At 70.4% G+C, this 22,000-nt stretch carries 17 protein-coding genes; 15 read left to right on the top strand and 2 right to left on the bottom strand.

Annotated elements, in window-relative coordinates:
- Positions 1-108: 108 nt before the first annotated feature.
- Both VSH64_RS40505 and rfbA read left to right on the top strand, forming a co-directional pair.
- Positions 109-1,257: an exo-alpha-sialidase gene (locus VSH64_RS40505; RefSeq protein WP_326568027.1), complete on the top strand. Its 1,149-nt coding sequence runs from the start codon at positions 109-111 to the stop codon at positions 1,255-1,257.
- Between the two features lie 42 nt (positions 1,258-1,299).
- A complete protein-coding gene (gene rfbA / locus VSH64_RS40500) occupies positions 1,300-2,181 on the top strand; it encodes a glucose-1-phosphate thymidylyltransferase RfbA (RefSeq protein WP_326568026.1) in 882 nt (293 codons plus the stop codon).
- A gap of 9 nt (positions 2,182-2,190) precedes the next feature.
- On the opposite strand, the gene htpX is transcribed toward rfbA, so the two are convergent.
- A complete protein-coding gene (gene htpX, locus VSH64_RS40495; protein ID WP_326568025.1) occupies positions 2,191-3,039 on the bottom strand; it encodes a zinc metalloprotease HtpX in 849 nt (282 codons plus the stop codon).
- Positions 3,040-3,182: 143 nt separating this feature from the next.
- Here htpX and VSH64_RS40490 point away from each other — a divergent pair, with 143 nt between their 5' ends.
- From VSH64_RS40490 to VSH64_RS40435, 12 genes are all read left to right on the top strand, one after another.
- Entirely contained in the window at positions 3,183-4,151 is a 969-nt protein-coding gene (locus VSH64_RS40490; protein ID WP_326568024.1) for a YncE family protein, read from the top strand.
- A gap of 39 nt (positions 4,152-4,190) precedes the next feature.
- Entirely contained in the window at positions 4,191-5,063 is an 873-nt protein-coding gene (locus VSH64_RS40485; RefSeq protein ID WP_326568023.1) for an LLM class F420-dependent oxidoreductase, read from the top strand.
- A gap of 236 nt (positions 5,064-5,299) precedes the next feature.
- Positions 5,300-6,535 carry a class I SAM-dependent methyltransferase gene (locus tag VSH64_RS40480; RefSeq protein ID WP_326568022.1) on the top strand — a complete coding sequence of 412 codons (1,236 nt, stop codon included), beginning with the start codon at positions 5,300-5,302 and terminating at the stop codon, positions 6,533-6,535.
- The gene (locus VSH64_RS40475; RefSeq protein WP_326568021.1) at positions 6,532-7,320 is read left to right on the top strand and encodes a glycosyltransferase family protein; all 789 of its coding nucleotides are present in this window, start codon (positions 6,532-6,534) and stop codon (positions 7,318-7,320) included. The genes VSH64_RS40480 and VSH64_RS40475 overlap by 4 nt, the downstream gene beginning before the upstream one ends.
- Positions 7,317-7,964 carry a PIG-L deacetylase family protein gene (locus tag VSH64_RS40470; RefSeq protein WP_326568020.1) on the top strand — a complete coding sequence of 216 codons (648 nt, stop codon included), beginning with the start codon at positions 7,317-7,319 and terminating at the stop codon, positions 7,962-7,964. The genes VSH64_RS40475 and VSH64_RS40470 overlap by 4 nt, the downstream gene beginning before the upstream one ends.
- Positions 7,965-7,969: 5 nt before the next feature.
- Positions 7,970-8,992, top strand: a complete 1,023-nt coding sequence (locus VSH64_RS40465; protein WP_326568019.1) for an NAD-dependent epimerase/dehydratase family protein — start codon at positions 7,970-7,972, stop codon at positions 8,990-8,992.
- Complete coding sequence (locus VSH64_RS40460) at positions 8,992-10,257, top strand: DUF4910 domain-containing protein (protein ID WP_326568018.1); 1,266 nt, start codon at positions 8,992-8,994, stop codon at positions 10,255-10,257. The genes VSH64_RS40465 and VSH64_RS40460 overlap by 1 nt, the downstream gene beginning before the upstream one ends.
- A 41-nt stretch (positions 10,258-10,298) precedes the next feature.
- On the top strand, positions 10,299-11,645 hold the full coding sequence (locus VSH64_RS40455; RefSeq protein ID WP_326838171.1) for an MATE family efflux transporter: 1,347 nt from the start codon (positions 10,299-10,301) through the stop codon (positions 11,643-11,645).
- Positions 11,642-12,595: a glycosyltransferase family 2 protein gene (locus VSH64_RS40450; protein WP_326568017.1), complete on the top strand. Its 954-nt coding sequence runs from the start codon at positions 11,642-11,644 to the stop codon at positions 12,593-12,595. Before VSH64_RS40455 ends, VSH64_RS40450 begins: the two co-directional genes overlap by 4 nt.
- The gene (locus VSH64_RS40445; RefSeq protein WP_326568016.1) at positions 12,592-13,776 is read left to right on the top strand and encodes a polysaccharide pyruvyl transferase family protein; all 1,185 of its coding nucleotides are present in this window, start codon (positions 12,592-12,594) and stop codon (positions 13,774-13,776) included. Before VSH64_RS40450 ends, VSH64_RS40445 begins: the two co-directional genes overlap by 4 nt.
- Entirely contained in the window at positions 13,773-14,315 is a 543-nt protein-coding gene (gene rfbC / locus VSH64_RS40440) for a dTDP-4-dehydrorhamnose 3,5-epimerase (protein ID WP_326568015.1), read from the top strand. Before VSH64_RS40445 ends, rfbC begins: the two co-directional genes overlap by 4 nt.
- 13 nt (positions 14,316-14,328) lie before the next feature.
- The gene (locus VSH64_RS40435) at positions 14,329-15,639 is read left to right on the top strand and encodes a glutamate-1-semialdehyde 2,1-aminomutase (protein WP_326568014.1); all 1,311 of its coding nucleotides are present in this window, start codon (positions 14,329-14,331) and stop codon (positions 15,637-15,639) included.
- A 4-nt stretch (positions 15,640-15,643) separates the two neighbouring features.
- Here VSH64_RS40435 and VSH64_RS40430 read toward each other — a convergent pair whose 3' ends face one another.
- Positions 15,644-16,345, bottom strand: coding sequence for an SAM-dependent methyltransferase (locus VSH64_RS40430; protein ID WP_326568013.1), 702 nt, complete (start codon positions 16,343-16,345; stop codon positions 15,644-15,646).
- A 120-nt stretch (positions 16,346-16,465) separates the two neighbouring features.
- Here VSH64_RS40430 and VSH64_RS40425 point away from each other — a divergent pair, with 120 nt between their 5' ends.
- On the top strand, positions 16,466-21,862 hold the full coding sequence (locus VSH64_RS40425; protein WP_326568012.1) for an RHS repeat-associated core domain-containing protein: 5,397 nt from the start codon (positions 16,466-16,468) through the stop codon (positions 21,860-21,862).
- Positions 21,863-22,000 lie beyond the last annotated feature (138 nt).

The raw sequence follows: 22,000 nt of genomic DNA, 5'->3' as shown, positions 1-22,000 counted from the left end.
GACCGAGTGGACTCCCAGCGCTGACCTGCGCAGACGCCGGAAGTCGAGCCTGAACGCGGCCGGTTGCGTGGTGTAATCGCGCGGCCCGCCCGCGAGAGAGGTTCGTCGATGCGCCGTTGGACACCCGTGATCGCCTTCCTCACGTCACTGGTGGTGCTGGCCGCCGGGCTCACGCCCGCTTCGGCCGTGGTCGACAAGCAGCAGTTGGTGCCGGGGTACGGCTCCTACGCGCGGCTGATCCGGCTGCAGTACTCGCCGTTCGGCAAGGGCCACATCCTCGCGTCGCTCACGAGCGAGGACGGCGGCGGCAAGTTCACGCCCATCATGGAGAGCACCGACGAAGGCGCGAGCTTCCACAAGATCGGCGAGATCCGCGACCCCGACGGCAAGCTCGGCGAATGCTGCGGCACCCTCTACGAGCTGCCGCAACGCGTCGGCCGGCTGCGCGCGGGCACGGTGCTGTGGGCGGCGAGCTATCGGCAGGACGCGGGCGCGCAGCGGCGCATCGGCATCAAGGTCTGGGCCAGCTCCGACGGCGGCAAACGCTGGACCTACCTCTCCGAAGCGGCGCTCTCGCACAACCACGACGGCATCTGGGAGCCCGAGTTCACCGTCGACGCCGGCGGCACGCTGTGGCTGCACTACGCCGACGAAACGCAGGCGCCGAAGTACGCGCAGGTGCTCAACCGGGTCGCCTCCACCGACGGGGTGCACTGGGGCACCAAGCAGCTCACGCTGGCCATCCCGCCCGACCGCGTGCGCCCCGGCATGCCGATCATCCGGCGCCTGCCCGACGGCCGCTACTGGTTCAGCTACGAGATCTGCAACTACGGCGACCGCTACTGCGACCCGTACTACAAGATCTCCGCGGACGGCGCGAACTGGGGTGATCCGGCCGATCCGGGCACCCGCGTGAACACGGCCAGCGGCAACTACTTCCAGCACGCGCAGACCGTGACGCTCTTCCCCGGCGGCCCGAACGGCGTGCGCCTGGTGATGGTCGGCCAGATCTACACCAACGCCAAGGGCACGCCGATCACCGGCAACGGCCAGACCCTGCTCGCCAACGACAACCTCGGCGCCGGCAACTGGTACCCGCTGCCCGCCCCCATCCTCATCACCGGCATCTACAACAACTTCTGCCCCAACTACTCCTCCACGCTGCTGCCGGTCGACGGCGGCAAGAACGTGCTGGAGATCGCGACCGAGTACAACCTCGGCTGCAAGGCCTACTTCGGCAAGGGCCCGATGGGCTGACACACTCACTCGTGACGGTGAACGCCACGAGTGAGGAGTCGGATGAAGGGCATCGTGCTGGCGGGGGGCAGCGGCACGCGGCTGCACCCGATCACGCAGGCCGTGTCGAAGCAGCTGCTGCCGGTCTACGACAAGCCGATGATCTACTACCCGATCTCGGTGCTCATGCTCGCCGGCATCCGCGAGATCCTGGTGATCTCCACCCCCGCCGACCTGCCGAACTTCCGCCGCCTGCTCGGTGACGGCAGCCAGTTCGGCCTCTCGTTCACCTTCGCCGAGCAGCCCAGCCCCAACGGCCTGGCCGAGGCCTTCGTGATCGGCGCCGACTTCGTGGGCGACGACTCCGTGGCCCTCGTGCTGGGCGACAACATCTTCTACGGCCAGGGGTTCTCCCGCACGCTGCAGGACGCGGCCACCGACCTCGACGGCTGCGTGCTCTTCGGCTACCGCGTGAAGGACCCCGAGCGCTACGGCGTCGGCGAGGTCGACGCGTCGGGCAAGCTCGTGTCCATCGAGGAGAAGCCGGCGAAGGCGCGGTCGAACAACGCGATCACCGGGCTGTACTTCTACGACAACGACGTGGTCGACATCTCCCGCGCCCTGAAGCCCTCGCACCGCGGCGAGCTCGAGATCACCGACGTGAACCTCACCTACCTGCGCGAGGGCCGCGCCACCCTGATCGAGCTCAGCCGCGGCTTCGCCTGGCTCGACACCGGCACGCACGACTCGCTGCTGGAGGCGGGCCAGTTCGTGCAGGTGCTGGAACACCGCACGGGCGTGCGCATCGCGTGCCTCGAGGAGATCGCGCTGCGGATGGGGTTCATCAGCGCGGACGAGTGCTACGCGCTCGGCACGAAGCTGGCGAAGTCCGGTTACGGCGACTACGTGATGGCCGTGGCGCAGACCATGGGCGCCACCGGCTGACCCGGCCGCTCAGAAGCCGCGCGCCATGGCTTCCAGCCGGCGGATGCGCTCCTCGATCGGCGGGTGCGTGGAGAACAGCTTCGCCATGCCCGCGCCCGGGCGGAACGGGTTCGCGATCATCAGGTGCGACTGCGACACCACCGCCGGTTCCGGAGCTAGCGGGGCCGCGCGCGTGCCGCGCTCCAGCTTGCGCAGGGCCGAGGCCAGCGCGAGCGGGTCGCCGGTGAGCTCGGCGCCCGACGCGTCGGCCTGGTACTCGCGGGAGCGGCTCACGGCCAGCTTCACCACCGAGGCCGCGATCGGGCCGACGAGCACCAGCAGCAGGGACACGAACGGGTTGCCGTCGCGGCTGTTGCCGCCGAAGAAGAACGCCAGGTTGGCCAGCACGGTGACCACGCTGGCGAGCGCGCCGGCGACGCAGGAGATCAGGATGTCGCGGTTGTAGACGTGGGACAGCTCGTGGCCCAGCACCGCACGCAGCTCACGCTCGTCGAGCAGGTCGAGGATGCCGGTGGTGCAGCACACGGCCGCGTGCTGCGGGCTGCGGCCGGTGGCGAACGCGTTGGGCGCCACCGTGGGGCTGAGGTACAGCGCGGGCATCGGCTGGCGCGCCGTGGTGGCCAGCTCGCGCACGATGCGGTACATCGCGGGCTGCTCGACCTCCGACACGGGCCGCGCCCGCATGGCGCGCAGGGCCAGCTTCTCGGAGTTGAAGTACGCGAACGCGTTGACCCCGAGGGCCACCAGCAGGCCGATGATGAGGGCGCCCCGCCCGAAGAGGCCGCTGATCGCGATGATGATCGCCGACAGCAGGCCGAGCAGCAGCGCCGTCTTCAACCCGTTGTGGTGTTTGTGCACGCGGCTCGCCTCCGTCCGCCGTCGAGGGTGGTAACTCACCGGAAACAACGCGATCGGGCGACGCGAAGTTCCTTCGCATGATCAACCGGCGGGTTATGGTCGGGGAAGTTTTCCCAGGTGATGATCCTCCCGGGAGGTGGGCGATGCGCGGTCGTGAGCTGAGCCGTCGAGGTCTGTTCACCCTGGCCACGGCGGGTGTTTCCCTGGCCGCGCTGGGCGGCACCGCCTGGGCCGAGCAGGTGAGCGTGGTCGACGTCGGCGGAGCGCTCACCGCGGTGGCGGTGAATCCGGTCACGGGGCTGGTCTACGTGACCGATGCGAACTCCGGCTCGGTCGCCGTGATCGACCCGGCCGCGGCGCGCGTGATCGCGATCATCCCGGTCGGCGGCAAGCCGAGCGACGTCGCCGTGGACTCGGCCGGCAACCGTGTGTACGTCGCGAACCCGCCGGCCGGCACGGTGATCGCGGTCGACGCCCTGAGTCACCAGACGGTGAGCGTGGTCGGCGCGGGCGCCGGCGCGTCCTCACTGGCAGTCGACTCGGCCGCGAACGAGGTCTACGCCGTGAGCGGCAGCAAGGGCACGCTGGCGATCGTCGACACCCTCAGCCTCACCACGCAGCGGATCGTGGCGGCGCCGAAGCCGAGCCTCGCCGGCGTCGCGCTCGACACCGGGCGCCGCGTGGCCTACTGCACCAGCCCCACCACCGACTCGGTCGAGGTGTTCGACATCGACGCCGGCAAGTTCACCGGCAGCGCCGGCGTGGGCGCCTCCCCCACCGGGGTGGTGGTGCACGAGGCCAGCGGCACCGTGTTCGTGGCCAACTCGGCGATCCACCACATGTCCATTGTGGACGCGGTGACCCGCAAGCAGACCAAGACCGTGCTGCTGCGCAGCGAGGCCTCGGCGATCGCACTGCACCAGGGCACCGACACGATCTACACCAACGGCGGCCAGAACGGACTGTCGCGAGTGGACGGAAAAGCCGGCCTGCTCACCGGCGAACTGAGCCTGGGCGTGAACCCCGGCGACGTGGCTGTCGACCAGCGTTCACGTGCCGTCTACGTGACGGATCCCTTGCACGGGACCGTTTCCGTGGTCCGCAATTTCTGACTGTGCACCTGGTGTAACTCCAGGTATACCGTCGATCACATGAAACTCGGACTCCAGATCCCCAACTTCACCTGGTCAGGAGGCCCGGCCCAGCTGGGCTCCGACCTCGCCGCGGTCGCGCGCACCGCCGACCAGGCGGGCTTCGAATACCTGGCCGTGATGGACCACTTCTTCCAGCTGCCCGGCATCGGCCCGGCCGAGAACGAGATGCTCGAGGCCTACACGACCCTGGGCTTCCTCGCGGCGCACACCGAGCGCGCCAAGCTGCTCACCGTGATCACCGGCGTGATCTACCGCCACCCGGGGCTGCTCGCGAAGGCCATCACCACGCTCGACGTGCTCTCCGGCGGCCGCTCGGTGCTGGGCATCGGCGCCGGCTGGAACGAGCAGGAGTCGAAGGGCCTCGGCTTCCGCTTCCCGCCCACCGCCGAGCGCTTCGAGCTGCTCGAGGAGAACCTGCAGTACATCCTGCAGATGTGGGGCGAAGGCGACCCCGCGTTCTCGAGCAAGCACTTCGAAGCCGAGCGCCTGCTCAACTCGCCCCAGGCCCTCACCCGGCCCCACCCGCCGATCATGATCGGTGGCGGTGGCGAAAAGAAGACGCTGCGCTTCGTCGCCAAGTACGGCGACGCGTGCAACATCTTCAACGCGCCCGACGTGGAGCACAAGCTCGAGGTGCTCAAGCAGCACTGCGAGAACGAGGGCCGCGACTACAACGAGATCACCAAGACCGTCTACCACGTCCTCGACATCGGCGAAAAGGGCGAAAAGACCGGTGAGCTCGTGACCGAGCTGGAGCGCCTCCACGGCCTCGGCTTCGACGCGGCGATCGGCGCCTGCCCGGCAGTGCCCGACGTCTCGGTGATCGAGAAGTTCGGCACGGACGTGATCCCGGCCATCGAAAAGTTCTAGCACCACACAGAGGGTGGGGTGTGTGACTTTCTCACGCACCCCACCCCCTGGTGACTCTCCGCGCACACCGCTGTTGGTGTGAACAACCCTCCCCCACCAGGCGAACTCCTCGCGACGGGCCCGTGGGTTCATATCGTTCAGAACACGGTGGTCCACCCCTCACGCGCTCGCTGTAACGACCCCCCGCTGGTCATCGACGTGTCTAGCACGCAAGCCGCGAGCCGAGGAGCCCGTTGATGACCACATGCCGACTCTGCGGTTCGACAGCTCTGGTGAGTGTCGTCGATCTCGGAGCGACCCCGCCGTGTGAGCGGTTCCTGACCGCGGAACAGCTGGCCGAGCCCGAGAACACGTACCCGCTGCACCTGCAGGTCTGCACCGAGTGCTGGTTGGCGCAGATCCCGCCGCTGATCACGCCCGAGGACACGTTCACCGACTACGCGTACTTCTCGTCGTTCTCGACCTCGTGGGTCGACCACGCGAAGACCTACGTCACCGAATCGGCCGAGCGGCTCGGGCTGGGGCCCGACTCGTTCGTGGTCGAGGTGGCGAGCAACGACGGGTACCTGCTGCAGCACGTCGTGGAGCGCGGCATCCGGTGCCTGGGCATCGAGCCGTCGGTGAACGTCGGGCAGGCGGCGCGCGACAAGGGCGTGCCGACGAAGACGGCGTTCCTCAGTCCCGAGACGGGGCGCGACGTGCGTGAGGAACACGGCCCGGCCGATCTGGTCGCCGCGAACAACGTGTACGCGCACATTCCCGACATCATCGGTTTCACCCACGGCCTGCGCGCCCTGGTGGCCGACGACGGCTGGGTGAGCATCGAGGTGCAGCACCTGCTCACACTCATCAGCGAGAACCAGTACGACACGATCTACCACGAGCACTTCCAGTACTACACGGTCGAATCCGCGCGCCGCGCGCTCGCGGTCGGCGGACTGTCCGTTGTGGACGTCGAGCTGCTGCCCACGCACGGCGGGTCGATCCGGCTGTGGGCGCGGCCCCTCGAGGTCGCGGGCGAGCCGAGCGCGCGGATGGTCGACGTGCTGGAGCGCGAGAAGGCCGCGGGCCTGCACGAGCTGTCGGGCTACACCGAGTTCGCCGAGCGCGTCACGCGCGTGCGGCTCGACCTGATGGAGTTCCTGGTCAAGGCGGCCAAGGAGGGCAAGACCGTGGTGGGCTACGGCGCCCCCGGCAAGGGCAACACGCTGCTGAACCACTGCGGCATCCGGCCCGACGTGCTCGCCTACACCGTGGACCGCAACCCGTACAAACACGGCCGGTACACGCCGGGCACCCGGATCCCGATCCTCGAACCCGAGCGCATCGCGGCCGACAAGCCCGACTACGTCCTCGTCCTTCCCTGGAACCTCAGGAAGGAACTCACCGCACAACTGTCCTATGTAGACGACTGGGGCGGGCGGCTCGTGTTCCCGATCCCCCGTCTCGAGATCGTCGAGGTGAAGCAGTGAAGGTTGTCCTGTTCTGCGGCGGCTACGGCATGCGGATGCGCAACGGAGACGCCTCCGACGTGCCCAAGCCGATGGCCATGGTCGGCCCGCGACCGCTGATCTGGCACGTGATGCGCTACTACGCGCACTTCGGCCACACCGAGTTCGTGCTGTGCCTGGGCTACGGCGCGCACCACATCAAGGAGTTCTTCCTCAACTACAAGGAGACGACGTCCAACGACTTCGTGCTCCGCGACGGGAAACCCGAACTCCTGAGCACCGACATCTCCGACTGGACCATCTCGTTCGTGCAGACCGGCATCGAGTCGCCGATCGGCGAACGCCTGCGCCGCGTGCGCGAGTACCTCGACGGCGACGAGATGTTCCTCGCCAACTACGCCGACGTGCTCACCGACGCGCCGCTGGACAAGATGGTGGAGCGCTTCGAGCAGACCGACGCCGGCGCGTCGATGATGGTCGTGCCGCCGCAGTCGTCGTTCCACTGCGTGGAGATGGACGAAGGTGGCCTGATCGGCGCGATCACGCCGGTCAGCGACATGCCGCTGTGGGAGAACGGCGGGTACTTCGTGCTGCGCCAGGAGATCTTCGACCACATCCCGGAGAACGGCGACCTGGTCGCCGACGGCTGCGGCGAGCTGGCCAAGCAGGGCAAGCTGCTGGCCTACCCGTACCGCGGCTTCTGGAAGCCGACCGACACCGTGAAGGAGCGCTTCGCGCTCGACGAGGGCTACACCCGCGGCGACCGGCCGTGGGCGCTGTGGGAACGGGACCGGGTGCACGCGTGATCAACCTGCTTCCGCAGCAGCTCGGCAGCGTCGTTGCGCTCGGTGCGCACTGCGACGACATCGCCATCGGCGCCGGCGGCACGCTGCTCACCATCTGTGAGCAGCGGCCGGGCATCCGCGTCGACGCGCTGGTGCTGTCGGGCGGCGGGACCGACCGCGAGGCCGAGGAGCGGGCGGCGCTCGCCGCGTTCTGCCCGGGCGCCGAGCTCGACGTCACGGTGCTGAAGCTGCCCGACGGCCGGCTGCCGGCGCACTGGGACGAGGCCAAGAACGCGCTCGAGGACCTCAAGCAGCGCACCGACCCGGACCTGGTCCTGGCCCCGCGCACGGTCGACGCGCACCAGGACCACCGCGGCCTCGCGCAGCTGGTGCCCACGGTCTACCGCGGGTACCTGGCGCTGGGCTACGAGATCGTGAAGTGGGACGGCGACCTCGGCCGGCTGGCGGCGTACGTGCCGCTGCCCGACGAGCTGGCCGAGCAGAAGGTGCGGCTGCTGCAGGAGCACTACGCCTCCCAGCGGCACCGCCCCTGGTACGACCGCGAGGCCTTCCTGGGCCTCGCCCGCATCCGCGGCATCGAGTGCCAGCAGCGGTACGCGGAAGCGTTCGAAGTGAACAAGTTCGTTGTCGATTTGAGGGGCTGACTGACATGCGGGTGTTGCTGACCGGGCACACGGGATATCTCGGCACGGTGATGGCGCCGGTGCTCACCGAAGCCGGACACGACGTCGTCGGCCTCGACTCGGGGCTGTTCGCGGGCTGCCTGCTCGGCCCGGCGCCGAAGGACCCGCCGACGATCAACGTGGACCTGCGCGACGTGCGGCCCGAGCACCTCGAGGGCTTCGACGCCGTGATCCACCTGGCCGCGCTGTCCAACGACCCGCTGGGCTCGCTCGCGCCGGAGCTCACCTACGACATCAACCACCACGCGTCGGTGCGCCTCGCCGAGCTGGCCAAGGACGCCGGCGTGGGCCGCTACCTCTACGCGTCCACCTGCTCGGTCTACGGCGCCTCGGGCGGCGGCGGCCTGGTCGACGAGGACGCGCCACTGCGCCCGGTCACGCCGTACGCCGAGTCGAAGGTGCGCGTGGAGGACGAGGTCGCGAAGCTCGCAGACGACGGCTTCACGCCGGTGTACATGCGCAACGCCACCGCGTTCGGCTTCTCGCCGCGGCTGCGCGCCGACATCGTGCTCAACAACCTCGTGGGCCACGCCTACCTCTCGGGTGAGGTGCTGGTGCTCTCGGACGGCACGCCGTGGCGGCCGCTGGTGCACGCCAAGGACATCGCCCGCGCCTTCACCGCCGTGCTCGACGCGCCGCGCGAAGCCGTGCACAACCGCGCGTTCAACATCGGCACCGAGCGCAACAACGTCACGGTGGCGGAGATCGCGCAGGAAGTCGTGGAAGCCGTGCCCGGCTCCAAGCTGCGCATCACCGGCGAGGCCGGCGCCGACCCGCGCTCGTACCGCGTGGACTTCTCGCGCTTCCGCGAGGCGATCCCCGGCTTCGAGTGCGAGTGGGGCGTGAAGGACGGCGCGCTGCAGCTGATCGACGCCTACCGCGCGTACGAGCTCACCAAGCCGCAGTTCGAACGGCGCTTCACGCGGCTCAACTGGCTCTCCGACCGCCAGGCCGAGGGGGCCGTCGACGACACGCTGCGGCACCGCTGATGCTCACGGGGGGCGAGATGCACGCGCTGGTGGAGCGGATGTACCCGCTCTGCCGCAGCATCACGGGGGACGGCGTGCGCCAGACGCTCGCGATCGTCGGTGAGCACCTGGACCTGCAGGTGCACGAGGTGCCCACCGGCACGCAGGTGCTCGACTGGACGGTGCCGCAGGAGTGGAACATCCGCGACGCGTTCGTCGCGGACGCCACCGGCCGGCGGGTGATCGACTTCCAGGAGCTGAACCTGCACGTGGTCGGCTACAGCGTGCCGGTGGACGAGACCATGAGCCTCACCGAGCTGCGTGGACGCCTGCACACGCTGCCCGAGAGCCCCTCGTGGGTGCCGTACCGCACCAGCTACTACTCACCGACCTGGGGCTTCTGCGTCGCGCAGGACGTGCTCGACGCGTTGCCCGAGGGCGAGTACCACGTGAAGATCGACTCGACGCTGGCCGACGGGTCGCTCACCTACGGCGAGCACGTGGTGCCCGGCGAGGTGAGCGACGAGGTGATCGTGTCGTGCCACGTCTGCCACCCGTCGCTGGCCAACGACAACCTCGCGGGCATCGCGGTGGCCGTGTCGCTGGCGCAGGAACTCGCCGAACGGAAGCCGCACTTCACCTACCGGTTCCTCTTCATGCCGGGCACGATCGGCGCGATCACCTGGCTCGCCCGCAACGCCGAGCACGTGGACCGCGTGAAGCACGGCGTGGTGCTGGCGTGCGCCGGCGACCGCGGTTCGCTCACCTACAAGCGCAGCCGCCGCGGTGACGCCGACATCGACCGCGTGATGGCCCACGTGCTCAAGGACAAGCCGCACGAGCTGCGCGACTTCTCGCCGTACGGCTACGACGAGCGGCAGTTCTGCTCCCCCGGCTTCAACCTCGGCGTCGGCTCGCTCACGCGCACGCCGTATGCGGGCTACCCGGAGTACCACACGTCGGCGGACAACCCGAGCTTCGTTTCACCCGAGGCCATGGAGGACACGCTCGACACGCTGCGCACGGCGTTCTCGGTGCTGGAGCGCAACCGCCGGTACGTGAACCTCAGCCCCTACGGCGAACCGCAGCTCGGCAAGCGCGGGCTGTACGACTCGCTCGGCGGCCGCAGCGACGCCAAGGAAGCGCAGCTGGCGATGCTGTGGGTGCTGTCCTACTCCGACGGGGAGAACAGCCTGCTCGACATCGCCGAACGCGCGGACCTGCCGTTCGGCGCCGTGGCCACCGCGGCCCAGGCCCTGCAGGTCGCCGGCCTGCTCAAGGAGTGAGGCCGGTGCCCGGGATCCTGCGCTCACGAGCCGTCCGCGCCATGGCCGGGCGCCTTTCGTGGGGCCTGGGCGACCAGGCCGTGTCCAGCCTGACCAACTTCGTGGTGGGCCTCTACGTCGCGCGTTCGCTGGGCGCGGCGGCGTTCGGCCTGTTCAGCATCGCGTGGGTCACCTACGGCGTGATCCTCAACGTCTCGCGCGGCCTGGCCACCGACCCGCTGATGGTGCGGTTCTCCGGCGTCGAGAAGGCGCGCTGGCGCGAGGCGCTCGGCCAGGCCGTGGGTACGGCGCTGCTCGTCGGCGTCGCGAGCGGCCTCGTGAGTGTCGCGTTCGGACTGATCGTGGGCGGCTCGCTGGGCGGCGCGTTCGTGGCGCTCGGGGTGGTGCTGCCGTTCCTGCTGGTGCAGGACTCCTGGCGGTTCGGCTTCTTCGCCGCGGGCAAGGGGCAGAAGGCGTTCGTGAACGACGGCATCCAGGCCGTGGCGCTGTTCCCGGCGCTGGTGATCGGGGCGCGCTACGGCACCGTGGTCGCGTTCCTGCTGGCCTGGGGTTGTTCGGCCGGCGTGGCGGCGGCGTTCGGCTGGGTGCAGACGAGCGTGCTGCCGCGGCTGGGCGCGGTGCGCGCGTGGCTGCGTGACCACCGTGAGCTGGGCGTGCGCTACCTGCTGGAGAACGTGAGCAACAGCGGTTCTTCGCAGCTTCGCGCGTACGGGCTGGGTGCGGTCGCGGGTCTCGCGGCGGTGGGCACGGTGCGGGGCGCGGAGCAGCTGCTCGGGCCGTTCCTCGCATTGCTGATGGGCCTTTCGCTGGTCACCGTGGCCGAAGGCGCGCGCGTGCTGCAGCGCTCGCCGCACCGGCTGTGGCACTTCTGCGTGGTGCTCGGCGGCGTGCAGGCCGCGGCCGCGCTGGCGTGGGGCCTCGGCTTGCTGCTGCTGATCCCCGCCGAGGCGGGCCGGTTCGTGCTCGGTTCCCTGTGGGACAGCTCGTCGCTGCTGATCCTGCCGGTCACGTTCGCCGTGGTCGGCGCGAGCTTCACGACCGGCGCCACGGCGGGCCTGCGCGCGCTCGGCACGGCGAAGCGCAGCCTGCGTTCGCAGCTGATCGCCTCGGTGTTCTACGTCGTGTTCGGCCTGATCGGGGCCGCGCTCGGCGGCGCCGCCGGGTCGGAGTGGGGCGTCGCGATCGCGACCATCACCGGTTCGGTCGTGTGGTGGTGGCAGCTGCGGATCGCGCTGCGCGACCACTTCGCCATCGCGGAGAACGTGCCCACCGCGCCGGCCCCGCGCACGGCCGAGCACTCCCTCGAGTTCCACCCGGTGTCGGGTTCGTTCAGCCATGAAGAGCTTCATTCGGCGGCAGACGGAATGACAGAAATGAGAACGCGATGAGCGCGGTTCCCCGGCTGACCATCGGTCTGCCCGTGTACAACGGCGAGGAGTTCCTCGGCGAGGCGCTCGACGCCTTGCTCGGCCAGACGTACGAGGACTTCGAGCTGATCATCTCCGACAACGCGTCGGCCGACGGCACCGAAGAGATCTGCCGGCAGTACGCGGAGAAGGACTCGCGCATCCGCTACGTGCGCCAGGCGCGCAACATCGGCGCGACGCCCAACCACAACGTGCTGCTCGAGATGGCGCGCGGCGAGTTCTTCAAGTGGGCCTCGCACGACGACCTCTACGGCCGCGAGCTGCTGGCCAAGTGCATCGCGGTGCTCGACGCGCGGCCCGAGGTGATCGTGGCGCACTCGCACCAGGCGATCATCGACGGCGCGGGCGTGGTGACCGTGCCGCTGGACTACGTGCACAAGACCGACGCGCCGCGGCCCTCGACGCGGTTCAAGAGCCTGCTGTTCGAACCCGGCGGCGACGACTTCTACGGCGTGATGCGCACCGAGGTGCTGCGCCGCGTGACGCCGATGGACAGCTACCACCACGCCGACCGCACGTACGTGGCCGAGCTGGCGCTGCACGGCCCGTTCCACCAGGTGCCCGAGCTGCTGTACTTCCGCCGCGACCACCCGGACCGCGCCGAGCGCGCCAATCCGAGCAAGCGCTCGCGGTGCGCGAACCTCGACCCGAAGCGCGGCAACCCGGTCACGAACCCGACCGCGCGGCTGCTGGCCGAGTACGTGTGGGGTTACGTGCACGGCATCCGCACGGCGCCGCTGTCTTCGCGCGAGCGCCGGGCCTGTTACCTCGCGCTGGTCGAATGGTTCACGAGCCGGGCGCGCCCGGGTGGCGGCGGGGAGCGGGTGGAGGACCGGGCGCCGGTGGCGGCCGACGAGCTCTCGCTCACCGTCGACCTGGTCGTCGCCGGCCGCGAACGGCGGGTTTCGTGACCACACGCGTCGGTGTGTTCGGGCTCCTCGGCTCGGGCAACCTCGGCAACGACGGTTCGCTGGAAGCCGTGCTCGGTTTCCTGCGCGCCGAACACCCGGACGCCGCGGTCACGGCGTTCTGCGGTGGACCGGACGTGGTCACTTCCCGCTACGGAATTCCGGCGACGCGGCTCAACTGGTACTCCGACGAGTACCGCACGGTGTCCGGCGTCCGTTCCCTCTTCACGAAGGCGCTGGGCAAGATCGTCGACGTGGCGCGCACCGCGTGGTGGGTGCGCCGCCAGCACGTGGTGATCGTGCCGGGCATGGGTGTGCTGGAGGCGACGCTGCCGTTGCGGCCGTGGGGTTTCCCGTACGCGCTGTTCCTGCTTTCGGTGCTGGGCCGACTGTTCGGCACCAAGGTGGCGCTGGTCAGCGTGGGTGCCGACCGAATCACGATGCCGGCCACGCGGTTCCTGGTGCGCCGGTCCGCACGGCTCGTCGCGTACCGGTCCTACCGCGACGAGCTCTCGCGCACCGCCATGGCGAGCATGGGAGTGCCGACGGCGGGTGACGGCGTGTACCCGGACCTGGCGTTCTCGCTGCCGACGCCGTCGGCCGAAGAAGACCCCCGCGCCGTCGGCGTCGGGGTGATGGCCTACCGCGGCGGGAACGAAGACCGCGCGCGGAGTGAGGAGATCTACCGGTCCTATGTGGATTCTCTGACGCAATTCGTGCGCTACCTGGTCGAGCGCGAGCGGCCCGTGCGGCTGTTCATCGGCGACCAGGCCGACCTCGCGGTGGTCGACGAGATCGTGACGGCGGTGGGTTCGCCGCTGATCACGGCGACGCCGCCGGGGTCGCTCGGCGAGCTGATGACCGCGATGGCCGGCGTCGGTTCGGTCGTGGCCACGCGCTACCACAACGTGCTGTGCGCGCTCAAAGCCGGGAAACCGACCGTGGCGATCGGCTACGCGAAGAAGAACGACGTGCTGATGGCCGAGATGGGCCTCGCCGAGTTCTGCCAGGAAGCGCGCTCGATCGACGTGCCGCGGCTGATCACCCAGTTCGAACAGCTGGAAAGCCGTGCGCCGGAAGTGAAAGCTCGCCTCGCCGAGCACAACGAGGACAACAAGCAACGACTGAAATCCCAGTTCGCCGTGTTGTCTTCGACGCTCTTCCCCGTTTCGGAGGCCCGATGAAAGCCATTCCCGTGCCGGCCATCGCCGGCCTTTTCCTGTTTCAGCCCACGCCGCACCGCGACGAGCGTGGGTTCTTCTCACGCACGTTCGACGCGGACGTGGCACGGTCGGTGGGCATCGATCCGGACGCGTTCCTGCAGGACAGCGTGTCGCGGTCCGTGCGCGGAGTGGTGCGCGCGATGCACCTGCGCTCGGGCGCGGGCGAATCGAAACTGGTGCGCTGCTCGTTCGGCGAGGTGTTCGACGTGGTCGTGGACCTCCGCCCGGATTCGCCGACATTCCGGGCCGTGGAAACGTTCCGGCTTTCCGGCGACACCCAGGTGAGCATTTACATCCCGGCCGGCTGCGCGCACGGCTTTCAAGCACTTTCCGATATCGCTGATGTCTCGTATCGCATCGATCGCGTGCACAATCCGGACGAAGACGTCAGTATTGCCTATAACGACCCCGAGCTCGCCATTCCGTGGCCGCTGCCACCCACGCTGATGTCCGAACGCGACAAGACCGCGCCCTCGCTGGCTGAGGCGCTGCAGACCTAGAAGGTGACCCACCATGGACCTGCCCCGCTCCCGTGCCGCGAACGAGCGGCTGCACCGGGTGATCCCCGGCGGCGCGCACACCTACGCCAAGGGTGAGGACCAGTACCCCGAGCACCTCGCGCCCGTGATCTCCCACGGCCGCGGCGCGCACGTCTGGGACGTGGACGGCAACGAGTACGTCGAGTACGGCTCGGGCCTGCGGTCGGTGAGCCTCGGCCACGCGCACCCGCGCGTGGTCGAGGCCGTGCGCCGCGAGATCGAGCGCGGCAGCAACTTCGCACGTCCCTCCATTGTGGAGGCCGAGGCGGCCGAGCAGTTCCTGGCCACCGTGCCGACCGCGGACATGGTGAAGTTCACCAAGAACGGCTCCGACGCGACCACGGCCGCGGTGCGGCTCGCGCGGGCCGTCACGGGCCGGCCGCTGGTCGCGCTGTGCGCCGACCACGCGTTCTTCTCCACCGACGACTGGTTCATCGGCACCACGGCCATGGCGGCCGGCATCCCGGGCGAGATCACGTCGCTCACCGTGCGGTTCCCCTACGGCGACCTCGCGGCGACCGAGGCGTTGCTGCAGCAGCACGAAGGCCAGGTCGCGTGCCTGATCCTGGAGGCGGCGACGCAGCAGGACCCGGCGCCGGGTTACCTCGAGGGCCTGCGCGACCTCGCCCACCGCCACGGCGCGCTGCTCGTGTTCGACGAGATGATCACCGGCTTCCGCTTCTCCGAGCACGGCGCGCAGGGCCTGTTCGGCGTCACGCCGGACCTCTCGACGTTCGGCAAGGCGCTGGGCAACGGCTTCGCCGTGTCGGCTTTGGCCGGCAAGCGCGAGTTCATGGAGCTCGGCGGCCTGCACGACTCGCGCGACCGCGTGTTCCTGCTCTCCACGACCCACGGCGCCGAGACGCACTCCCTCGCCGCCGCGATGGCGGTGCTGGACACCTACGAGGCCGAAGACGTCACGGCCCGGCTGCACTCGCTCGGCGCGCGGCTGGCGGCCGGCGTACGCGAAGTGGCGGCTTCCCACAACGTCGCCGACCACGTGGTGGTGCGCGGCCGCGACAGCAACCTGGTCTTCGGCACCCTCGACCCGTCCGGCACGCCTTCGCAGAAGTACCGCACGCTCTTCCTGCGCCAGCTCGTGACGGGCGGCGTGCTCGGGCCGTCGTTCGTGGTCAGCGCGGCCCTGACGGACGCCGACATCGACCGGACCGTGGAGGTCGTGGCCGACGCCTGCGTGGTCTACCGCAAGGCGCTCGACGCGAACGACCCGACGCCGTGGCTGGGTGGCCGGCCGGTGAAGCCGGTGTTCCGCCGCAAGGCGTGACGGGCTACTTCACCAGCACCAGGTACGCGAAGCCGAGCACCCCGCGGTACGTGGTCACGTACTCGCGTTCGCGCGTGTCGAGCCACTCGCGGGTCTCGGCCGCCCGCGGGTCGTCCGGGTGCGCCAGCAGCCACTCGAGCCGGCCGGCGCGGGAGGTGGACTCGAAGTCGTCCCACTCGCGCTGGTCGGCGGTGCTCAGGTGCAGCACGCGCCAGCCGGTGGCGCGGCACGTTTCGAGCAGGGCGGGCAGCGTCAGGATGTCGTCGCCGAGCAGGTCGACGGCGGCGGTGGTGGGTTCGGCGGCCCAGAACGCGTCGCCGTAGAGCAGCCGGTCGGTCACGCCGGCGAGGGCGGCCAGCGCCTGACCGGTGCCGCCGAAGGCGTGGGACGCGCCGACGCAGAGCGCGCGGTCGGCCCGGCCCTGCCAGGTGGCCGCGTCCTGCTCCACGAACTCCACGCGCGCGCCGCGGTCCCGCGCGGCACGGCGGCCGCGGTCGAGGGCCACCTCGTCGGTGTCCACGGCGAGGCCGCGCGCGGGCGTGGTCTCGACCGCGCGGATCAGCAGCTCGCCCCAGCCGGCGCCGAGGTCGACCACGGTGCCTCCCTCCACGTCGAGGCGGCTCAGCAGCAGAGCGGCGTGGGTTTCGTCGAGCGGGGCGTTCCAGCGCATGGCGCTGCGGCGGGCGAGCGTGAAGTCATCGGGCACAGGGCCACACCCTCGCCGCCGGGCGCTCGGCTGTCACGTGATTTTCGCACCGGATGAGTGATCGACATCTCGGTTGAACGAAAGATGAACCGCCGGCGGTTCTGGCAGCGTGTGAGAATTATGAGCAACCCGTTGATCGCGCCGACGCAGGACTCCACGAAGGCGTACTCCGGCATCACGCTGCTGGAAGACGCCAACGACCTGAAGACGGCGATCGAGACCGGCGACTGGGCGTCGGTGGCGATGGGCGCGGTCGGCACGGCGCTCGACGCGCTCTCGATGGCGATGGACCCGTTCGGCGCGATCCTCGCGGCCGGGGTCGGCTGGCTCATGGAGCACGTGGGGCCGCTCAAGGAGGCGCTCAACGGGCTCACCGGCAACGCGGACCAGATCGCGGCGCAGTCGGAGACGTGGAAGAACGTCGCGGCCGAGCTCGGGTCGGTGGCGACGGACCTGCAGGACATGGTCAACGCGGATCTGCAGTCGTGGACCGGGTCGGCGTCGGACGCGTACCGGCAGCGCAGCCAGGACCTGGCGGCGCTGCTCGGCAGTGCGCAGAAGGGCACGGAAGGCGCCGCCAGCGGCGTGAAGACCGCCGGTGAGGTCGTCGGCGCGGTGCGGGCACTGGTGCGCGACATCATCGCGGACCTGATCGGGCACATGATCAGCTGGGCGCTGCAGGTGGTGTTCACGCTCGGCATCGGGCTCAGCTGGGTGGTGCCGCAGGTGGTGAACGCGGTGGCGAAGACCGCGTCGAAGATCACCGACGTCGTGACGAAGCTGGTGAAGGCGCTCAAGGCGCTGATCCCGCTGCTGAAGAAGGCCGGCACGCTGTTCGAAGACGCCGGCAAGGCGTTGAAGGGGCTCAAGGGCGGCAAGATCACCCCGCCGGCGAAGACGAAGGACCTCAGCGGCACGCCGGACGCGCCGCCGGTGAAGTCGGGCGGCGCCGACAGCGGCGGCACGAAGGCCGCGGGTTACGAAGGCGCGCCGAAGGACTACAGCCCGCCGCCCGCTTCGAAGGGCGCCGACGACGGCACCCACGCGTCCGGTTACGAGGGCGCGCCCAAGGACTACACGCCTCCGCCGGCTTCGAAGGGCGCCGACGAAGGCGGCTCGGGCGGGTCCGGCTTCACCGGCTCGGGCACGGACTACTCGCCGCCCGCCGGCAAGGGCGGCAAGTCCGGCGACGACGCCACCCACGCGTCGAGCACCGGGGACACCCCGCCGCCGGCCAAGAGCAGCCCGCCGCCGGCCAAGACCGAGCCGGCCCCGAGCGACCCGCCGCCGCTGGACCCGCCGCCGACCGACCGCGGCCTCGGCGGTGGTGGTGGCAGCGCCGGCAAGAGCGGCGGCGCCAAGGACACCACCACGAAACAGAGCTCCGTCAAGGACGCCAACACCACCCCGCGCTCCAACGACACCCCGACGGCCGACCGCCTCGCCTGCGGTGACCCGATCGACGTGTCGACCGGCCGGGTCATGCTCACGCAGGAGGACGTGCGCCTCGACGCCGCGCTGCCGCTCGTGCTCACGCGCACGCACCTGTCCTCCTACCGGATCGGCCGCGGGTTCGGCGCTTCGTGGGCCTCGACGCTGGACCAGCGCCTCGAAGCCGACGCCGACGGCGTGCACTTCGCCGCCGAGGACGGCACCTTCCTGCAGTACCCGAAGCCCGTGGTCGGCGGCGAGGTGCTGCCGGTGACCGGCCCGGCGTGGCCGCTGAGCCGCGCCATGGACGGGTCCTACGTGCTCAACCAGCCCGACCTCGGCCGCGCGCTGCTGTTCTCCGGCGCGACCGGGCGCCTGGTCACCGTGAGCACGCCGAGCGGTGACCAGTACTTCCGCTTCTCCTACGACGACGCCGGCGCGCTGACCGACGTCACGCACTCGGCCGGCCACCACGTCGGCGTGCGCACCGACGACGGCCGCGTCACGGAACTGACGCTGCTCAGCGGTGGCGCGCCGGTGGTGCTCGCGCGCTTCGCCTACGACGAGCGCGCCAACCTCGCCGAGGTGCGCAACTCCTCGGACCGCCCGCTGCGCTTCGGGTACGACCCCGAGGGCCGGCTCGCGAGCTGGGAAGACCGCAACGGCATGTGGTACCGCTACGCCTACGACACCCAGGGCCGCTGCGTCCGCGCCGAAGGCCGCGACGGCGACCTGCGCTACCGCCTCGCGTACGAGCCGCGCCGCACCACTGCCGTTGATTCGCTCGGCGCGCAGACGGTGTTCGACCTCAACGACGTGTTCCAGGTCGTGGCGGTGACCGACCCGCTCGGGTTCACCACGCGCCTGGAGTGGGACGACCGCGACCGGCTGCTCTCGAGCACCGACGCGCTGGGCGCCACCACCGTGAACCACTACGACGAGGCCGGCGACCTGGTGGAGATCGTCGCCGCCGACGGTTCGCGCACGCTCGCCGAGTACGACGACGAGCACCGGCCGGTGAAGGTCGTGGAGGCCGACGGCGCGGTGTGGCTGCGCGAGTACACAGAGGACGGTGACGTCGCCGCGGCCGTGGACCCGCTCGGCGCGCGCACGCGCTTCGAGTACGCCGCGCCAGGACGGCCGGCCACGGTGACCGGGCCGCTCGGCGAGGTGACCCGCTACGAGTACGACACCGCCGGCCTGCCGGTCGCCGTGACCGACGCCGTCGGCGCCACGCGGCGCACGGTGTTCGACCGCTTCGGCCGCCGCGCCGCCGAAACCACCGCGCTGGATGCGATCACGCGCACCGCGTGGACGGTGGAAGGCGAGCCGCTGAGCGTGACGCGGCCGGACGGCACGAGCGTTTCCTTCCGCCACGACGGCGAAGGCAACCTGCGCGAAACCCGCGCCGGCACCACCGTGTCCCGCACGGACTACGCCGGCTTCGACCGGCCCGTGGCGGTGACCGCGGTCGACGGCTCCCGCGTGGAACTGAGCTACGACACCGAAACCCGCGTCACCGCCGTGCGCAACGAGCTGGGCGCGCGCTGGCACTACGAGTACGACGCCGCCGGCCGGCTCGCCGCCGACGTCGACTACGACGGCCGCCGCCGGACCTTCCGCCACGACGCGGCCGGCCGAGTGGTCGAGCAGACCTCCGCCGGCGGCCGCGTGCTGCGCTTCGGCTACGACGCGCTGGGCCGGATCGTGCGGCTGGACGCGGACGGCGCCGTGGCGACGTACGAGTACGACCTCGCGGGCCGTCTCGTGTGGGCGGTGAACGACGACGCGGATCTGCGCCGCACCTACGACGCAGCCGGCCACCTGGTGACGGAGTCGGTGAACGGCCGCGTGCTCGCGTCCGCTTTCGACGCTTCCGGCCGCCGCGTCGCCCGCACGACACCGACCGGTGCCCACGCCGAATGGCGTCACGACGCGGCGGGCCGGCCGATCGCGCTGCTCACCGCGGGCCGCGAGCTCGCCTCCGTGCGCGACCTCGACGGCCGGGAGATCGAGCGGCGGCTCGGCACCACGCATCTGCGCCAGGCGTGGGACGCGCGCGACCGGCTCGTGACCCAGACCCTGGCCACCGGCCCCGGCCGGCCCGTGCGGCAGCGCGCGCTGCACTACCGCCACGACGACACCGTGACCGCGGTCGACGACTCGCTCACCGGACAGCGGCAGCTGCGGCGCGACCCGGTGGGCCGGCCGCTGGCCGTGGACGGACCGGCGGCGCACGAGGCCTACGGCTACGACGCGGCGGGCAACCTCGTGCAGCCCGGCAACCGCGCGTACACCGGCGGCCTACTCACGCGCGACGACACCGCGACCTACGAGTACGACGCCGACGGCAAGCTCGTGCTGCGCCGGACCACCGACGGCAACGAATGGCGCTACGAGTGGGACGGTCTCGAGCGGCTCGTCGCCGTGCACACCCCGACCGGGCAGCACTGGCGCTACCGCTACGACGCGCTCGGACGCCGGATCGCCAAGGAGCACGTGGACGCCACCGGCGTCCTGCGCAGCCGCACCGAGTTCACCTGGGACGGTGAGCAGCTCGCCGAGCAGGTGAGCGACGGCGTGCGCGCGCTGGTCTGGCACACCGAACCCGGCAGCGGCCGCGTGCTCACGCAGACCGAGCGCGTGCTGCACCAGGCCAGTGGCGACTGGCGCGACCACAGCCTGCGCGCCGTGGTGACCGACCTGGCCGGCGCGCCGACCGAGCTGCTCGACGCCGAGCAGGGCGTGGTCTGGCACGGCACCCTCACCGCTTGGGGCGCGTCGACCGGGCCGATGCCGACCCCGCTGCGCTTCGCAGGGCAGTACCACGACGAGGAAACCGGGCTGCACTACAACTTCCACCGCTACTACGACCCGAACGCGGCGCGCTACCTGTCCCCCGACCCGTCGGGCCTGAGCCCGGCGGCGAACCCGTACGCCTACGTGGCGGACCCGGTCGGCTGGACCGATCCGTTGGGGCTGGCGCCGTGCAAACTGTCGTTCGACCAGGCCCACAGCACGCCGGCCGGACCGTCGCTGGAACTGCGGGGGCCGCGCAAGTCGGGCAAGGACGGCCGCACGCCGAACAAGGTCCGCGACGAGCAGAAGTTCAACGACATCGCGAACACGGCCGGCGTGCCGAACCCGCACAAGCAGCGCCTGTCGTTCAACGACGACGCCCAGACGCTGCTGGAGAAGAACCGGGGGCTCGGCGGTCAGCTGCGCGACCAGGCGTTGGACAAGAACCTGGTCGACCCGGTCGCCAAGGACCGGGCCTCGGTCGAGGCACTGGGCCGCAACGACCCCAACACCAAGGACTTCTGGGACCAGCAGGACCGGCGTGACCGCCACACGGCGAGCGAAGCGGTCGAGAACAACAAGACCGACCCCCGCGACGCCGGCCGCGACCAGGACGTGGACGACCGGCTGCGCCCCGTGATGGACAAGACGGAGGGCACCGGCTCACTGCTGAAGGACCATGACGGCGTGGTCGTGGGCGGCAAGCACGACGGCAAGCACCCGGGCCTGGAGATGATGCGCGACAACATGGGCGACCTGAAGCAGAACGGGGTGAACAAGGTCTACCTGGAGAGCCTGCGCGACGACGCGCACAACGGGATGGTGAAGGACTTCCTCAACTCCCCGCCCGGCACGCCGATGCACCCGGACCTGGACAAGTACCTCAAGGCCAACGGCGCGAACGGCAAGCTGGTGGGCGAGGTGCTCGAGTCCGCGAAGAAGGAGGGCGTCGACGTGATCGGCATCGGCGGCAACCCCGCGCGGCGCGACCTCGACGGCAACGCGGGCCTGTTCCAGCGTCACGCGATGTTCAACTCCTACGGCGCGGAATCCGTGCGCCACCACCAGGCGGAAAACCCCGGCAAGTACGTGATGGAGATCGGCGAGGCGCACGCCCAGCAGCACACCTGGAGCGGTGCCAACCCGGTGCACATCGGCGGGGACAACGGGGTCGACCTGCCACGCACGTCGGCCGGCATCGGTGACATCCTCGGCGTGCCGCAGGTGAACGGAGGTGGGTCCGAAGGCTCGCTGGGGCGGATCGGCGGCTCGAAGGACCTGAAGTGATCAGTCCACTTCGGAAATGATCCACCAACTGCGCAACTTCGCCGAAATGTGTTGTCCGCCAAGGGAAATTCACCCGTCAGGGCGCTTGGCCGACCCCATCAGGGAAGTTACGCGGGCGCGGAAGGCTCGTAGCGTCTG

Source organism: Amycolatopsis rhabdoformis (assembly GCF_035918295.1).
In the GTDB taxonomy this organism is placed as follows: Bacteria; Actinomycetota; Actinomycetes; order Mycobacteriales; family Pseudonocardiaceae; genus Amycolatopsis; species Amycolatopsis rhabdoformis.
This window is presented reverse-complemented; position numbering and strand designations above follow the sequence as displayed.

Excerpts from the sequence above, each read along its gene's own strand:
- VSH64_RS40435 (WP_326568014.1), top strand. The coding sequence starts at position 14,329 with ATGGACCTGCCCCGCTCCCGTGCCGCGAACGAGCGGCTGCACCGGGTG.
- VSH64_RS40460 (WP_326568018.1), top strand. The coding sequence starts at position 8,992 with ATGCTCACGGGGGGCGAGATGCACGCGCTGGTGGAGCGGATGTACCCG.
- VSH64_RS40490 (WP_326568024.1), top strand. The coding sequence starts at position 3,183 with ATGCGCGGTCGTGAGCTGAGCCGTCGAGGTCTGTTCACCCTGGCCACG.
- VSH64_RS40455 (WP_326838171.1), top strand. The coding sequence starts at position 10,299 with ATGGCCGGGCGCCTTTCGTGGGGCCTGGGCGACCAGGCCGTGTCCAGC.
- VSH64_RS40485 (WP_326568023.1), top strand. The coding sequence starts at position 4,191 with ATGAAACTCGGACTCCAGATCCCCAACTTCACCTGGTCAGGAGGCCCG.
- rfbC (WP_326568015.1), top strand. The coding sequence starts at position 13,773 with ATGAAAGCCATTCCCGTGCCGGCCATCGCCGGCCTTTTCCTGTTTCAG.
- rfbA (WP_326568026.1), top strand. The coding sequence starts at position 1,300 with ATGAAGGGCATCGTGCTGGCGGGGGGCAGCGGCACGCGGCTGCACCCG.
- VSH64_RS40450 (WP_326568017.1), top strand. The coding sequence starts at position 11,642 with ATGAGCGCGGTTCCCCGGCTGACCATCGGTCTGCCCGTGTACAACGGC.
- VSH64_RS40480 (WP_326568022.1), top strand. The coding sequence starts at position 5,300 with ATGACCACATGCCGACTCTGCGGTTCGACAGCTCTGGTGAGTGTCGTC.
- VSH64_RS40425 (WP_326568012.1), top strand. The coding sequence starts at position 16,466 with ATGAGCAACCCGTTGATCGCGCCGACGCAGGACTCCACGAAGGCGTAC.
- VSH64_RS40465 (WP_326568019.1), top strand. The coding sequence starts at position 7,970 with ATGCGGGTGTTGCTGACCGGGCACACGGGATATCTCGGCACGGTGATG.
- VSH64_RS40505 (WP_326568027.1), top strand. The coding sequence starts at position 109 with ATGCGCCGTTGGACACCCGTGATCGCCTTCCTCACGTCACTGGTGGTG.